Raw genomic sequence first — 15,177 nt, 5'->3', positions numbered from 1 at the left:
AACCAAAAATTTTGGAGTAAAAATGGAAGCATATTTCGATGCCTCTCTAACTGCCAGCATACTTCTTCAAGAAGTTATGAAAGATCTAAGAATTAACATTCTCCCCGGTAAATGTTGTAAAAATGGCTTGGATAAAAAAATCTTCAGAAAATGCACAAGAATTATCGAAAAAGAATACGCTGATAGAGATTATCAAGAATTGCTAAAATTGTACATTTCGAGCTATTTTATTGATGATTCTTCAGTTGATTTTGACGATGAATTTGAAGATTATTCCGATTTGGAATTCGAAAGAAATTATGATGATTTTGAAGAAAGTATTCAATTATCAAAATAAAATTTAAATACGTAATAAATTATTTCTAACCTTTTGGCTATATTTAGTCACCAAAAATCTCTGCCTTTTTATATTTCAACTCAAAAAAATAAATCATATTTTTACTTATAAATAAAATTGGCTTTAATATGAAAAATGATTTTTTATGTCCGTATTGTAAAGGAAAATTAAACGTAAAATCTAACATTGTGTTGGCTGTTAGAACCGAAGCTCAAAAACGCGGATTGATTTTTCTTAGTCCAAAATTAGGGAATTACCAAGTTACAACACATCCAAGTTTTAATCTTAAAGAGGGTGAACATTTGGAAATATTTTGTCCAATGTGCCACGCAAATTTGAAAGCAATTGAATTTGACGAAAACTTAGCCAAAATGTTTATGATGGATGAATCTCAAAAAGTTTATGAAATTGTTTTCTCTGAAATTGCCGGTGAACATTGCACGTATAAACTTGTTGATTCTATGATTGAAAGTTACGGTGAACATCAAAATAATTACGTTAATCATTTTGGGGCTAAAGCCAGATTATAATTTTCTGACAACTTTATTTCCGCAAAGATAAATTCAAAAAAAATTCAGCAGGTTGTGAAATTATTCCTAATTTATTGGAATAGGAATAATGTCTAATTATATTTTAATATTAAAATTATTTTGAAAGGGAATATAGATGGTTGTAATTCAAACTGAATTTAGTGATTTAAAATTATTCAAAAGAGGAAAAGTTAGAGATGTTTATGAACTTGGAGAAAATTATTTAATTGTATCAACAGATCGTTTATCTGCATTTGATGTTATTATGCAAGAGGGAATTCCAAACAAAGGAAAAATTCTAACAAAAATTTCGGAATTCTGGTTTGATTTTTCGAAAAATATAATTCCCAATCATTTGGTTTCTACAAAGATTTCTGAATTTCCGGAAGCGCTTCATAAATATTATGATATTCTGGAAGGACGAACGATGCTTGTAAAAAAAGCAGAATTAATTCCTTTGGAATGTATTGTTCGCGGATATATTTCCGGCTCTGGTTGGAATGAATACAAAAAAAGTGGAACAGTTTGCGGAATTGAACTTCCTAAAAATTTAGTTGAATCAGAAAAATTACCTGAACCGATTTTCACACCTTCTACTAAGGCTGATATTGGTGATCATGATGAAAATATTTCCGAAGAAAAAGCGAAAGAAATTGTTGGAAAAGATGTTTTTGAAATTCTTAAAAACAAATCTTTAGAAATTTATAAAGCTGCAGCAGATTTTGCGTTTTCTCGAGGAATTATTTTAGCTGATACAAAAATGGAATTTGGATTTTACAATAATGAAATAATTCTGATTGATGAATTATTAACTCCGGATTCATCCAGATTTTGGCCTAAAGATTCCTATCAAAAAGGTATAAGCCAAGATAGTTTTGATAAACAATACGTTCGCGATTTTTTAATTTCAATAAACTTTAATAAACAACCTCCAGCTCCAAATCTTCCAGAAGAAGTTATAAATAATACTTCAAAAAAATATCAAGAAGCGTTGGAATTATTAACGGGAAAAAGAGTATAATTTTGAAACCAACTAAAATTAAAGTTAGGGAAAATCAATATTTAGATGTTACTTGGGATAACGGAGAACTTAAAAGTGTTAAATTAAGTAATCTCAGAAATGCTTGTCCTTGCGCATTATGCAATGCTGAAAAAGATGAATGGAGCAAAACATATATTCCTCTTTACACTTTGGAGCAATTAAAAATTGCAAAAATTAATATTGTTGGAACTTACGCAATTGGTATTGAATGGGCTGATGGACACAATACCGGTTTGTATGATTATGAGTATTTATATGAAATTTTTGAGCAATTTTCTGTAGTTTAATAATTATGGTATTACCAAATCAATTAACCACATTAAGAATTATTTTAACTCCAATATTTCTGTTTTTATTTTTATCTGAAAATCCAATTTTAAAACAAATTTCTTTAGCAGTTTATATTGTAGCTGCAATTACTGATTGGTACGATGGCTGGCTTGCGAGAAAATTCAATTATATTACAACTTGGGGAAAATTTATGGATCCCCTTGCAGATAAAATTCTAACTTCTGCAGCTTTTTTCGGATTTGTAATAATCGGAATTTTACCTATGTGGATGGTAATTATTGTTGTGTTCAGAGATTTGTTTGTTACAAGTTTAAGACTTTTTGCAGAGTGGAAGAAAAAAACTTTTACCACAAATTATCTTGCAAAAATTAAAACTTTTGTTCAAATGACATTTATTTTCTATTTGCTAATAGTTTTCACTTTGAAAGAAAATCAATTCTTAAAAGAAAATTTTTCAAATCTTATCGAATATTTAACAAATCAAAACCTAATATATTTTTCAATGTTCGCAATTACTGTTTATACTTTTATAACCGGTGTAATTTATATTTATCAAAACAGAATTTTGATTAGCAGAATTCTATTTAGAAAATGAACAAAATAAAAAAAATTATTGGAACCGGATTTTTTTCTGGATTTATTCCAAAAGCTCCGGGAACGTTTGGAAGTTTATTTGCACTTTTTTTTTATTTAGTTCCGGGTTTTGAAAATCCAATATTTCTAATTTCAATAATTATTTTTTCGGTTTTAATTGGAATTCCAATTGGAAATTATTTTGAAAAAACTTATGGTAAAGATCCTCAAATTTTTACTCTTGATGAATTTATCGGAACTTGGATTTCGTTATTATTTGTGCCTAAAATTTATTATATCATAATTCCTACATTCATAATCTGGAGAATTCTTGATATTCTAAAACCTTATCCAGCAAATATTGTAGAAAACATTTCCGGTGGATTGGGAATTATACTTGACGATGTAATTTCTGGAATGTATTCCTTAATAATTATGCATATATTTATAACTATATTTTTTTGATAAAATGAGCCGAATATGAAAATTCATATTTTAACAATTGGTGATGAAATTTTAATTGGACAAACTCTTAACACAAATGCAGCATTTATTGGCGAATTGTTAAGCAATAACAATTACACTATTTCAAGCACTTCAGTTGTAGGTGATAGAACAAATGAAATTGTTGAAGAAATTAACAGAGTTTTAAAAATTAGTGATATTATTTTATGTACGGGCGGTTTAGGACCTACAAACGATGATGTTACACTTCATGCAATTACGGAAGTTTTTAAAACTGAATTAGTTGAAAATGTTGAAATCCTTAATGATATAAAAACATTTTTTGAGAAACGAAACAGAAAATTAACAGATATAAATAAACAACAAGCTCTGGTTCCCAAAATTGCAACACCAATAAAAAATACAAATGGAACAGCTCCTGGAATTTGGATTCAAAAAGATAAAAAAATATTTGTAGCAATGCCCGGCGTTCCATTAGAAATGAAAGCAATGATGGAAGATTTTGTACTTCCCAAAATTCAAGAATTATTTCCAAGTCAGTTTATTAAAAAACAAACAACACTTTTAACAACTGGAATTCCGGAATCATATCTTTACGAAGAAATTAAAACTATTGAAGGAATTATTGAAAAAGGGAATTTAGCGTTTTTGCCAAGTCAATTTGGTGTAAAAGTTAGAATAACCGCAATTGATAAAGATGAATCTATAGTAAATGAAAGAATATTTGAAGTCGAGCAGCAAATTAGATCAAAAGTTGGACGATACATCTATGGAAAAGATAACCAATCGCTAGAAGAAGTTGTAGGTAAACTTTTGAAAGAAAGAAGTTTAACAATTGCTGTTGCAGAATCTTGCACTGGTGGACTAATAAGCAGCAGAATTACAAATGTTAACGGAAGCAGCAAATATTTTGAAAGATCAATTATTACATATAGCAACGGTGCAAAAGTAGAACATCTTGGAATTGATGAAGATTTAATTGCCAAATATGGATCAGTAAGTTTAGAAGTTGCAAGATTAATGGCTGAAGGAATTAAAGCGGTTAGCGGTACTGATATTGGTCTTGCCGTTACCGGTATTATGGGACCAACCGGAGCAACTGAAAATAAGCCAGTCGGACTTGTCTTTATTGGAATTTGTGATGACAAAGTTTGTACAGCAAAAGAGTTTCGATTTGGTGATAACAGATTGTTAAACAAAGATAGAACTTCGCAAGCTGCATTAGAAATGTTGAGAAGAAATTTATTGGGAATTTCATATGACCAATAGATTATTTGTTGCATATGATTTACCTATTGATACATTAGATTTTATCACAAATAAAAGAGATGAAATTTATAATTCATCAAACCTTGTAAATTGGGAATCGAATGAAAAACTTCATATTACCTCAAAATTTTTAGGTGATGTTGGAGATTATTTAACGGAATTGATTATTGATAGATTTGAAAATTTGCAATTGAATTCCGTTAAATGTGAGTTTTCTGAATTTAATTTTTTCAAAAAAAATGGGGAATTAAAAATTCTATATGCTGGAATTAAGCAAAATGATGAATTTTCGAAAAATCAAAATATAATTGAAAATGAATGCGGATTACTTGGTTTTGAAAAAGAAATTAGAAATTTCAAACCGCATTTAACGATTTTGAGAATTAAAGGGAATGAAGATTTTGAAAAATTATATAAATTTGCAGACTCTAAAATTGAACATAGTTTTTTGATAAATACAGTTTCTCTTGTAAAAAGTGAATTAAAACCTTCTGGTTCAGAATATACAATTCTAAAAAGTTTTAAAATGAAATAAAGGAGGATAAATGGCTGCAGAAAAAGATCCAAGATTAAAAATTCTTGAAGATACAATGTTCAGCATCGAAAAGACCTATGGTAAAGGTGCTATAATGAAATTGGGGGATGGAGTTGTAAATAAAATAGAGTCTATTTCTACCGGTTCAGTAAGTTTGGATTATGCACTTGGAATTGGCGGTGTACCAAGAGGAAGAATTGTAGAAATATATGGACCAGAATCATCTGGTAAAACTACTGTGTGTTTACATACAATTGCTGAAGCTCAAAAACTCGGCGGAATTGCCGCATTTATTGATGCGGAACATGCTCTAGATGTAAATTATGCTCAGAAACTTGGGGTTGATATTAAAAATTTATTAATATCTCAACCAGATTATGGGGAGCAAGCTCTAGAAATTGTTGATACTTTAGTTAGAAGTAACGCGCTTGATATTATTGTAATTGATTCTGTTGCCGCACTTGTACCTCGCTCAGAAATTGAAGGAGAAATGGGTGATGCGCAAATGGGTGTTCAAGCAAGATTAATGTCTCAAGCATTGAGAAAAATTACTGGTGCTGTTAGCAGATCAAAAACTTGCGTGATTTTTACTAATCAATTAAGAAGTAAGATTGGCGTAATGTTTGGTAGCCCGGAAACAACAACCGGCGGAAATGCTCTTAAATTTTACGCATCGTTAAGATTAGATATAAGAAGAATTGCCGGTTTGAAAAATGGTGAAGATGTAACCGGAAGCAGAACAAAAGTTAAAGTTGTAAAAAGTAAAATTGCACCACCATTCAAACAAGTTGAATTTGATATCATGTACGATGAGGGGATCAGTAAATCTGGAGAATTAATTGATTTGGGTGTGGATCACGGTGTTATTAAAAAAGGCGGAGCATGGTTTACTTTCGGTGAAGAAAGATTTCAAGGAAGAGAACAATTTAGACAACAATTAAGAGAAAATCCTACTTTAATGGCAAATTTAGAGAAAGATGTAAAAGTTAAATTGGGTATGTTGCCTCAAGAACAAAAAGAAGTTGTGGAAGAAAAATCTAAAAAGTAATGATTGTTTCTGAAATTTCTAAAAAGGGAAATTGGGTAAACGTTCTTTTTGATAATAATGAAATATTTAAAATTCCATATGAATTATTTGTAAAAAATAATCTTTACGTTGATAATGAAATTTCTGAAGATGAATTTTCAAAATTAAAACATCAAACAAGTATTTATCAAATTAAACAGAGTTCTTTTAGATATTTAGGATTAAGAAACCACAGCAATTATGAATTGAAAATGAAACTTTTGAAAAAAGGTTTTGATAAAATTCTTATAGAAAATGTATTAATTGAGTTGGAAAATTCTGGTTTTCTTAATGATAAATTTTTTACCGAATCATATTTTCAGTATCAAATGAGGAAGAAAAAAGGTATCAATAAAATTATATCAGAATTATTTAAAAAAGGTGTTAAACGAGAAATAATAAATGAAGTAAGCAAGAATTTTCTAGATGATGAAATTTCCTTAAATTCGGCAATGGAAATTGCTGTTAAAAAGTTTAATTCTCTTAATGAAAAAAACAATTCAAATATTCAGATAAAACAGAAATTATTTGCTCATTTAGTTAATAAAGGATTTACAACTGATATTATTGGAAAAACAATTTCAAGAATTATGAAAGAAGGTTATGAATAAATTTGTTGGAGTTGATTATTACAATATTCAAGATTTACTAACAGAAGAAGAGAAATTGGTTCAAAATTCTGTTCGAGAATTTGTTGATGAAAAAGTAATTCCAATAATTGAAAATCATTATCAAAATTCAACTTTTCCAATGGAATTAATTCCGCAGCTTGGTGAATTGGGAGTTTTCGGAATTACACTACCCGAAGATTTTGGATGCGCAAATCTCAATAATATTTCTTCTGGTTTGGCAATGCAAGAACTTGAAAGAGGAGATAGCGGTTTACGAAGCTTTGCATCTGTGCAAAGTAGTTTGGTTATGTATCCAATATTTACTTTTGGAAGCGAAGATCAAAAAAATAAATGGCTACCTAAATTATCTGCCGGAGAGAAAATAGGATGTTTCGGATTGACCGAACCGGATTTTGGTTCAAACCCCGGTGGAATGATTACAAACGCAAAAAAAGTTGATGGAGGATATATATTAAATGGCGCTAAAATGTGGATTACAAATGGAACTTTAGCAGATGTTGCAGTTGTTTGGGCAAAGTTAGATGGAGTAATAAAAGGATTTTTGGTCGAGAAAAATTTTAATGGATTTTCTGCTCCCGAAATGAAAGGCAAACATTCACTTCGAGCTTCTATTACTTCAGAATTAATTTTTCAAGATGTTTTTGTTCCGGAAGAAAATTTGCTTCCAAATTCAAATGGATTAAAATCTCCGTTAATGTGTTTGAATCAAGCAAGATTTGGAATTGCTTGGGGAGTTGTTGGTGCAATGATGGCAGTTTATGAATCGGCGTTAAATTATGCAAAATCAAGAATTCAATTTTCAAAACCAATTGCCGGCTATCAATTAACTCAAAAAAAATTAGCAGATATTCTTACTGAAATTACAAAAGCTCAATTATTAAATTATAGATTGGCAAAACTGAAAGACGAAGGAAAAGTAAAACATACACAAATTTCTATGGCTAAAAGAAATAATTGTGAAGTTGCCTTAAATGCAGCGAGAATTTCAAGAGAAATTCTTGGCGCAAATGGAATTTTAGATGAATATCCTGTCATGCGTCATTCTGCGAATTTAGAAAGTGTAAAAACATATGAAGGCACACATGAAATGCACACGTTAATTATTGGTGAAGATATTACTGGAATTTCTGCTTTTGGATAAAGTTAAAATTATTTTATAAATTTTGGAAAAATTGTATGCACATCGATAAAATATTATTTGAAGGATTAACATTTGACGATCTTTTATTAATTCCGGCAAAATCAAATGTATTACCAAGAGAAACAAATTTAGAATCAATGCTTACCAAAAAGATTAAACTAAATCTTCCGTTTCTTTCCGCAGCAATGGATACGGTAACGGAATCCAAAATGGCAATTGCTATGGCGGCTCAAGGCGGAATTGGAATTATTCATAAAAATATGAGTATTGAAAAACAAGCTGAGGAAGTTGATAAAGTTAAAAGATCAGAAAGCGGAATGATTACAAATCCGATAACTTTACAAGCCGATAAAACAGTTGGTGACGCAACAATATTGATGGAAAAATATCATATTAGCGGAATTCCAATTGTTGATGACATCAATAAATTAATTGGAATTTTAACAAATAGAGATTTGAGATTTGAACCAAATTTAAATCTTAAAATTTCGGAAATTATGACCAAAAATAATTTGCGAACTGCTCCATTGGGAACTACTCTTGATCAAGCTGAAAAGTTACTGCAAAAATATAAAGTAGAAAAACTTCCGGTTGTTGATGAAAATGGAATTTTGAAAGGATTAATTACATTTAAAGACATTTCGAAAAAGAAAAAACATCCAAATGCATGTAAAGATGATTTAGGAAGATTAAGAGTGGGTGCTGCTGTGAGCGTTTCATCAGATACAATGCAGAGAGTAGATGCTTTAATAAAAGCAAATGTTGATGTAATTGTTGTAGATACTGCACATGGTCATTCGGAGGGAGTTTTGAAAACAGTAAAAAAAATAAAAAATACTTATCCCGAAATACAATTAATTGCCGGAAATATTGTAACAAAAGAAGCTGCTCTAGAATTGGTAGAAATTGGAGTAGATGCAGTAAAAGTAGGAATTGGTGCCGGATCAATTTGTACAACAAGAATAATAGCTGGTGTTGGTGTTCCACAAGTTAGTGCAGTTTTTGAAGTTGCTAGAGCTCTTGAAGGAACCGGAATTCCAGTAATTGCTGATGGCGGAGTTAAACAAACAGGTGATGTGGCTAAAGTAATTGCAGCTGGAGCGGATACGGTTATGATGGGAGGGATGTTTGCCGGAGTTGATGAAACTCCTGGAGAGAAAATTTTATTTGAAGGAAGAAGTTTCAAAATGTATAGAGGAATGGGTTCAATTGGCGCAATGAAACACGGAAGTAAAGACAGATATTTTCAAGATATGGAAGATGATATTAAAAAACTTGTTCCCGAAGGAGTTGAAGGAAGAGTTCCGTTTAAGGGATCGCTTGCTGATACAATATATCAATTTGTTGGTGGATTAAGAGCATCAATGGGATATTGCGGAGCACGAACTATTGAAGATTTTAAGAAAAATGCTAAATTTGTAAAAATTTCTACATCTGGATTAAGAGAAAGTCATCCGCATGATGTAATTATTACGAAAGAATCTCCAAATTATCATTCATAGATAAAATATGTTTAAGGTTCTTGTTATTGCATATTATTTTCCACCTTTGGGCTTAAGCGGTGTTCAACGTACATTAAAATTTACAAAATACTTTACACAATTTAATTGGCAGCCAACAGTAATTACAACTGGAAAAATTAGTTACTTTGCACATGATGAATCCTTATTAAAAGAAGCCGAAAATTCAAATGTTAGAATACTAAGAACGGAATCAATAACCCCTGCTTCTTTATTTGTTAAAAAAAATACAGTAAAGATGCCATCGTCGTTTATTCAAGGACTTTTTGCAAGAATAAGCAAAACTTTTTTTATTCCGGATAATAAAATATTTTGGGCAAAAAAATCAGCAAAATTTGCTAGAAAAATATTAAAAGAAGAAAAATTTGATGCTATTTTTATTACAATACCACCATTTTCATCTGCAGTGACTTTTTCAAAATTAAAAGCAAAATTTGATATTCCAATAATTGTTGATTATAGAGATGCTTGGCTTACAAATCAATATAGATTTTATCCAACTCCGTTACACAGATATTTACATAAAATATTTGAAGACAAAGTTTTAAGAAAAACTGATAGAATAATTGCAGTAAATAGAAACATTAAAGAAGAGTTATTAATAAATTATCCTTTTCTTAAATTTAGGGATATTGATATAATTCCTCACGGTTTCGATCCGGATGATTTTGCAAAGATTCATCCTTTCCCTAGGGAAACTGAGAAAATGATAATATTATACTCGGGATCCTTTTATGAAGGAATAACACCCAAGTATTTACTTCAAGCTTTTAAGAAATTAACAATTGATCAGCCGGATATTGCAGCTAATATAGAAATTCATTTTATTGGACAATTTAAAAGAGAAAATCAAAAATTAGTTGAAAAATTAAAATTAGAAAAATTTGTAAAAGAAATCGGTTATCTTACTCATTTGGAAACACTTAGCAGAATTATCTCAAGTGATATTTTATGGATAATGCTGCCAAAAGGAAACAGAATGTATAATGTAACACCAGGTAAAATATTTGAATATTTTGCTACAAAAAAGCCAATAATTGCAAATTTACCAGAAGGAATATCTAAAAGTCTAATTTTGGAATATGGAGCTTCTTTTGTTACGGAACCACAAAATATTGAAGAAATTAAAAATGTGCTAATAAAAAGTCATGATTTATTTGTTGAAAAAATACTTCCCAAACCCGACGAAGAATTTATTGATAAGTTTGATAGAGTAAAATTAACAGAACAATTAGTAAAAATTTTTCAATTTTATTTAAAAACAGAATAATGAATATATTAATTATTGGATCCGGCGGAAGAGAACACGCAATTGGATTAAAAATTTTCGAACAAAACAATAAATCAAATATTTTCTTTGCTCCGGGAAATGGTGGCACTAGGAAAATTGGTGAAAATGTAAATTTGGATTTGCTAGATCATCAAACTGTAATAAATTTTTGTTCACAAAAGGATATTAAATTGGTAATTGTCGGACCGGAACAACCGCTTGTAAATGGAATCGCAGATGATTTAAGAAATTCAGGAATAAATGTTTTTGGTCCAAGTAAAAATGCTGCAAGAATTGAAGGAGATAAATCTTTTGCCAAAGATTTGATGATGGTGAAGAATGTTCCAACTGCTAAATTTAAGATATTTCATAAATCTGAAATGGATGAAGCAATTCATTTTCTTGAAAACGGAAATTTCCCAATTGTTATTAAGGCTTCTGGGTTAGCCGCCGGAAAAGGTGTGATAATTGCTGAAAATTTCGTTTATGCAAAAAAAAATATAATTGATATTATGGAAAAATTAGTCTTTGGAAATGCCGGAAACACAGTTGTAATAGAGGAATTTTTAGAGGGAGAAGAATTATCTGTTTTCGTTATTACCGATGGAAGTGAATTTGTTATTCTTCCTCCGGCTCAAGATCATAAGAGAATTGGAGATGGTGATACGGGAAAAAATACCGGTGGAATGGGAGCATATTCACCAGTAGGTTTTTTTGACGAAAAATTAGAGAATGAAATTAAAGAAAAAGTTATTATTCCAATTTTAAAAGGATTAGAAGAAGCAGATTCAAAATTTAATGGTTGTTTATATTGCGGTCTTATAAATACAATAAACGGAATTAAAGTAATTGAGTTCAATTGTAGATTTGGTGATCCGGAAACTCAAGCAGTTTTACAACTAATAGATGGAGATTTTCTTGGACTTTTATACTCTACTGCTAAGGGAAAGGTTGATAAGGAAATTGTAAATTATAACGGAGGAAGTGCAATGTGCATTGTTGTCGCTTCCGGTGGATATCCCGATAATTATGAAAAAGGATTTGAAATATTCGGATTAGATGAAAAGTTTGATGATAATATTAAAATAATTCATGCTGGAACAATACTACAAAATGGAAAAATTTTAACATCCGGTGGGAGAGTATTAAATATTGTTTCATTTAATAATCAAAACAACTTAAAATATTGTAAAGAAATAGGTTATGTAGCTTTAGATAAAGTTAAATTTGATAGGATATATTTTAGAAGTGATATTGGGTTTAAAGCAATAAAATAGAAATTAAATATTTTTTAAAAGATCTTTTATCCCGGAGGCCAATTCATTTTTCTTCCGCCTAATAAATGCAGATGTAAATGGTAAACTTCTTGACCACCATTATTTCCACAATTAAAAACTAATCTAAATCCATCTTCCATAATTTCTTCTTTTTTTGCAATAATATTTGCTGCATCAAACATTTCTCCTAAAAGTATTGCGTGCTCCGCACTTTTTACATCTGTAACTTTTGGTATTTCAATTTTAGGAATAATTAATATGTGCACCGGAGCTTGGGGATTTATATCCCTAAATGCTAAAATATTTTCTGTTTCGTAAACAATATTTGCGGGAATTTCTTTATTTATTATTTTTGTGAAAATTGTGCTCATTACTTGCTCCAGAATTTAGTCTTTATTAATTCCGTACTTTTTCATTTTATTATATAGATGACTTCTTTGAATATCCAAAATTTCTGCTGTTTTACTAATATTCCAATTATTAATTTCCAACTGTTTTTGTATAAATACTTTTTCAGCTTTTTCTTTAAACTCTTGAAACGAATTTGAAATATCTATAAAATCTTCATGTTTAGTTTCAACATTGGGAAGTAATGAAATTACATCTTGTTTGGAAATTGAATTTGATGAAATCATAATAATTATTCGTTCAATAATATTTCTTAATTCACGAACATTTCCGGACCAATCATAATTTCTTAATACTTCAATTGCATCTTCAGAAAAAGTTTTATTCGGAAATTTATTTTGTTTGCAAATTTTTTGAGAAAAGTGATTTATCAAAAGTGGAATATCTTCCTTTCTTTCCCGCAAAGATGGTACTTTTAGCGGAATTACGTTTAATCTATGGTATAAATCTTCTCTGAAATTTCCTTCCTTAATTTCATTTTTCAAATCTTTATTTGTTGCCGAAATTATTCGTACATCAACACTTATTTTATTATTTCCTCCGACTCTTTCAATCACACCTTCTTCAATTGCACGTAAAACTTTTGCTTGAGCTTGAAGACTCATATCTCCAATTTCATCAAGAAAAAGTGTTCCTCCATCTGCCAATTCAAATTTACCAATTCTTTTTTGTGCAGCTCCGGTAAAAGATCCTTTTTCATGTCCAAATAATTCAGATTCAATTAGTTCATTTGGAATTGCAGCGCAGTTTACTTCAACTAATTCTTTATTTCCTCTTTCACTTTTGTTATGAATTGCTTTGGCAACCAATTCTTTTCCGGTTCCGTTTTCTCCAGTAATTAAAACTCGAGATTCAGTTTTTGCAACTCGATCAATAAGTGAAATTACTGATTTTATTTGCGAACTTTCGCCAACAATAATTTCATCTTGAGATAAATTTTCTTTTAACTTTTTATTTTCCTTTATAAGATTTGTTTTTCCAACTGCATTTCTAATACTTATTAAAAGTTTATCTCGTTCAATCGGTTTTTCAATAAAATCAAAAGCGCCAAGTTTTGTTGCTTTTATGGCGTTTTCCAAATTGCTGTGAGCTGAAATCATTATTGTACTAATTTCAATTTCATTTTCCTTAATCCAATTTAGAACTTCAAATCCGGTCATCTCCGGCATTTGAATATCTAACAAAAGAGCATCGTAGGAATTGTATTCCAATTTTTTAATGCCGTTTTTAACATCTGTTGTGGAATCTACAGAATAATTTTCGTATTCAAGAATCATGCTGATACTTTCGCAAATTTGTTTTTCGTCATCAATAATCAATATCGATTTCATATATTCAAAAGAAAGTTATTAAATAATGATCTAATTATAAGAAAAGTAAAATAAAGAATACAACTTAAAAAAATCGGATGGAACCAATTCTTTATTTTTCTTAATTGATTCACCGAAAAATTCTCCTAAATAATTTGTATGCAAATCTCTTGGATCAATTCCACCACTTACTTTAAAGATTGATTCAAACATTTCAACAAACATTCCTAAAAATTTGGATAAATTAAAATAGGAAATATTATACGAAAGAAATGCATTCCCGAAAAAATGCGCAACTTTATCCTTATCTTGATTTCCTTTAGTATTTGAATCAAAATAAATGATTCCCGGTAGGTTATCTTTTTTTATTTGGAATAATTCTTCATTCACCGCTGGAAGTTTTAAATCTAATTTTAAATTTAATATTGGAATTGTAACCGGCATTTTATTAAATGGAAGTGTTGAGAAAGTCAATGCCAGCAATGCTTCTGAAATATCTCCATCATAAAAATTAACAGCTTTTTTAAAAAGTGTATCAACTAAAAAACAATCCGGATTGTTTTTTAGTTGAAATTCTTCCGAAGCAATAAATTTTGATAAAAAAATTACACCATCCTCAAATGATTTTGTTTGTGCAATATTTATTTTATTTGCAAAAAAAATGATTATTAAAGCCACGCAAAATTTTGAAATCAATATTTTAATATTAGCTCTCAATTTTTGAAATTAGATTCTTATATTTATTTACAAATTCACAAAAATTAAAATATTGAAAAAAAATATGAGTCAAAACTTTGATTACATAAATCATTACAAAATTGATGCAAAAGAATTTGATTATTTTGAGGAAAGAACCGGCGCAACGGAACATGACGAAAGAAGAGTTCATGAATTTATACTAAGTAAAATTCCAAATAACATTCAAAATGTTTTAGATGTTGGCTGCGGTTCAGCTTGGGTTGCAAAGCATTTTATTGATAAAAATGTAAAAGTTGTTTCGCTTGATTTGAGTTTAGAAAATGTAGTTAAAGCAAAAAATAATTTCCCATCACAAAAACATTCGCAAATTATAGCAGATTCTTTTCATCTGCCATTTTCAGAAAAAAGTTTTGATATTGTAATTGCTTCGGAAATTATTGAACACGTTTTCAATCCGGAAGAATTTGTAAATGAACTCTTTAGTGTTTTAAAATCAAATGGAAAATTAATAGTTACAACACCATACAAAGAAAAGTTGCGGTATTATTTATGTATTCATTGTAATAAAAAAACTCCGGTTCATGCACATATTCATTCATTTGATGAAAAAATTCTTACCAATCTTATAAAATCTTATGAAATAAAAAATATTAATTGGGAAACTTTTGGCAATAAAGGTTTAATATTTTTGCGCACATATATTTTACTAAAATATTTTCCTTTAACGTTGTGGAAGTTTATTGATTTGATTTTTAATCTAATAAAAAATATTCCGGCTCATATAATTGTTGAATATATTAAGAAATAAATTA

18 protein-coding genes are annotated in these 15,177 nt (G+C 29.4%); 15 read left to right on the top strand and 3 right to left on the bottom strand.

The window, feature by feature from the left end; translation table 11 throughout:
- The first annotated feature begins 22 nt into the window (after positions 1-22).
- The 14 genes from IPM32_16460 to purD all read left to right on the top strand — a co-directional run bounded on the left by IPM32_16460 (position 23) and on the right by purD (position 11,948).
- Positions 23-337, top strand: a complete 315-nt coding sequence (locus tag IPM32_16460) for a hypothetical protein (protein MBK8946844.1) — start codon at positions 23-25, stop codon at positions 335-337.
- A gap of 128 nt (positions 338-465) precedes the next feature.
- Positions 466-867: a hypothetical protein gene (locus tag IPM32_16455; GenBank protein MBK8946843.1), complete on the top strand. Its 402-nt coding sequence runs from the start codon at positions 466-468 to the stop codon at positions 865-867.
- Positions 868-1,003: 136 nt separating this feature from the next.
- Positions 1,004-1,888: a phosphoribosylaminoimidazolesuccinocarboxamide synthase gene (locus IPM32_16450; GenBank protein MBK8946842.1), complete on the top strand. Its 885-nt coding sequence runs from the start codon at positions 1,004-1,006 to the stop codon at positions 1,886-1,888.
- 2 nt (positions 1,889-1,890) lie between these two features.
- A complete protein-coding gene (locus IPM32_16445; protein ID MBK8946841.1) occupies positions 1,891-2,196 on the top strand; it encodes a DUF971 domain-containing protein in 306 nt (101 codons plus the stop codon).
- 5 nt (positions 2,197-2,201) lie between these two features.
- Positions 2,202-2,795, top strand: a complete 594-nt coding sequence (gene pgsA / locus IPM32_16440) for a CDP-diacylglycerol--glycerol-3-phosphate 3-phosphatidyltransferase (GenBank protein ID MBK8946840.1) — start codon at positions 2,202-2,204, stop codon at positions 2,793-2,795.
- Positions 2,792-3,238, top strand: a complete 447-nt coding sequence (locus tag IPM32_16435; GenBank protein ID MBK8946839.1) for a phosphatidylglycerophosphatase A — start codon at positions 2,792-2,794, stop codon at positions 3,236-3,238. Before pgsA ends, IPM32_16435 begins: the two co-directional genes overlap by 4 nt.
- A gap of 15 nt (positions 3,239-3,253) precedes the next feature.
- Entirely contained in the window at positions 3,254-4,507 is a 1,254-nt protein-coding gene (locus tag IPM32_16430; protein ID MBK8946838.1) for a competence/damage-inducible protein A, read from the top strand.
- Positions 4,497-5,042 carry an RNA 2',3'-cyclic phosphodiesterase gene (gene thpR / locus IPM32_16425; protein ID MBK8946837.1) on the top strand — a complete coding sequence of 182 codons (546 nt, stop codon included), beginning with the start codon at positions 4,497-4,499 and terminating at the stop codon, positions 5,040-5,042. The genes IPM32_16430 and thpR overlap by 11 nt, the downstream gene beginning before the upstream one ends.
- Positions 5,043-5,052: 10 nt before the next feature.
- The gene (gene recA / locus IPM32_16420; protein ID MBK8946836.1) at positions 5,053-6,090 is read left to right on the top strand and encodes a recombinase RecA; all 1,038 of its coding nucleotides are present in this window, start codon (positions 5,053-5,055) and stop codon (positions 6,088-6,090) included.
- Positions 6,090-6,719, top strand: coding sequence for a regulatory protein RecX (locus IPM32_16415; GenBank protein ID MBK8946835.1), 630 nt, complete (start codon positions 6,090-6,092; stop codon positions 6,717-6,719). The genes recA and IPM32_16415 overlap by 1 nt, the downstream gene beginning before the upstream one ends.
- On the top strand, positions 6,712-7,881 hold the full coding sequence (locus tag IPM32_16410) for an acyl-CoA dehydrogenase family protein (protein MBK8946834.1): 1,170 nt from the start codon (positions 6,712-6,714) through the stop codon (positions 7,879-7,881). Before IPM32_16415 ends, IPM32_16410 begins: the two co-directional genes overlap by 8 nt.
- 35 nt (positions 7,882-7,916) lie before the next feature.
- The gene (guaB, locus tag IPM32_16405) at positions 7,917-9,383 is read left to right on the top strand and encodes an IMP dehydrogenase (GenBank protein MBK8946833.1); all 1,467 of its coding nucleotides are present in this window, start codon (positions 7,917-7,919) and stop codon (positions 9,381-9,383) included.
- A gap of 7 nt (positions 9,384-9,390) precedes the next feature.
- Positions 9,391-10,671, top strand: coding sequence for a glycosyltransferase (locus IPM32_16400; protein MBK8946832.1), 1,281 nt, complete (start codon positions 9,391-9,393; stop codon positions 10,669-10,671).
- Entirely contained in the window at positions 10,671-11,948 is a 1,278-nt protein-coding gene (gene purD / locus IPM32_16395; protein ID MBK8946831.1) for a phosphoribosylamine--glycine ligase, read from the top strand. The genes IPM32_16400 and purD overlap by 1 nt, the downstream gene beginning before the upstream one ends.
- 26 nt (positions 11,949-11,974) lie before the next feature.
- On the opposite strand, the gene IPM32_16390 is transcribed toward purD, so the two are convergent.
- Genes IPM32_16390 through IPM32_16380 form a run of 3 tightly spaced genes read right to left on the bottom strand, consistent with a single transcriptional unit; the run spans position 11,975 to position 14,344 of the window.
- Positions 11,975-12,319 (bottom strand): histidine triad nucleotide-binding protein, encoded by a 345-nt coding sequence (locus IPM32_16390; protein MBK8946830.1) that lies wholly within the window; start codon positions 12,317-12,319, stop codon positions 11,975-11,977.
- 15 nt (positions 12,320-12,334) lie between these two features.
- Positions 12,335-13,687 (bottom strand): sigma-54-dependent Fis family transcriptional regulator, encoded by a 1,353-nt coding sequence (locus IPM32_16385; protein MBK8946829.1) that lies wholly within the window; start codon positions 13,685-13,687, stop codon positions 12,335-12,337.
- Between the two features lie 30 nt (positions 13,688-13,717).
- Positions 13,718-14,344 carry a hypothetical protein gene (locus IPM32_16380; protein ID MBK8946828.1) on the bottom strand — a complete coding sequence of 209 codons (627 nt, stop codon included), beginning with the start codon at positions 14,342-14,344 and terminating at the stop codon, positions 13,718-13,720.
- A gap of 103 nt (positions 14,345-14,447) precedes the next feature.
- Between IPM32_16380 and IPM32_16375 the strand changes: the two genes are divergently transcribed.
- A complete protein-coding gene (locus IPM32_16375) occupies positions 14,448-15,173 on the top strand; it encodes a class I SAM-dependent methyltransferase (protein MBK8946827.1) in 726 nt (241 codons plus the stop codon).
- The last annotated feature ends 4 nt before the right edge of the window (positions 15,174-15,177 follow it).

Source organism: Ignavibacteriota bacterium (assembly GCA_016716225.1).
Taxonomy (GTDB): domain Bacteria; phylum Bacteroidota; class Ignavibacteria; order Ignavibacteriales; family Melioribacteraceae.
The sequence above is the reverse complement of the archived record's forward strand: the minus strand, read 5'-3'. Positions and strand labels throughout refer to the sequence as shown.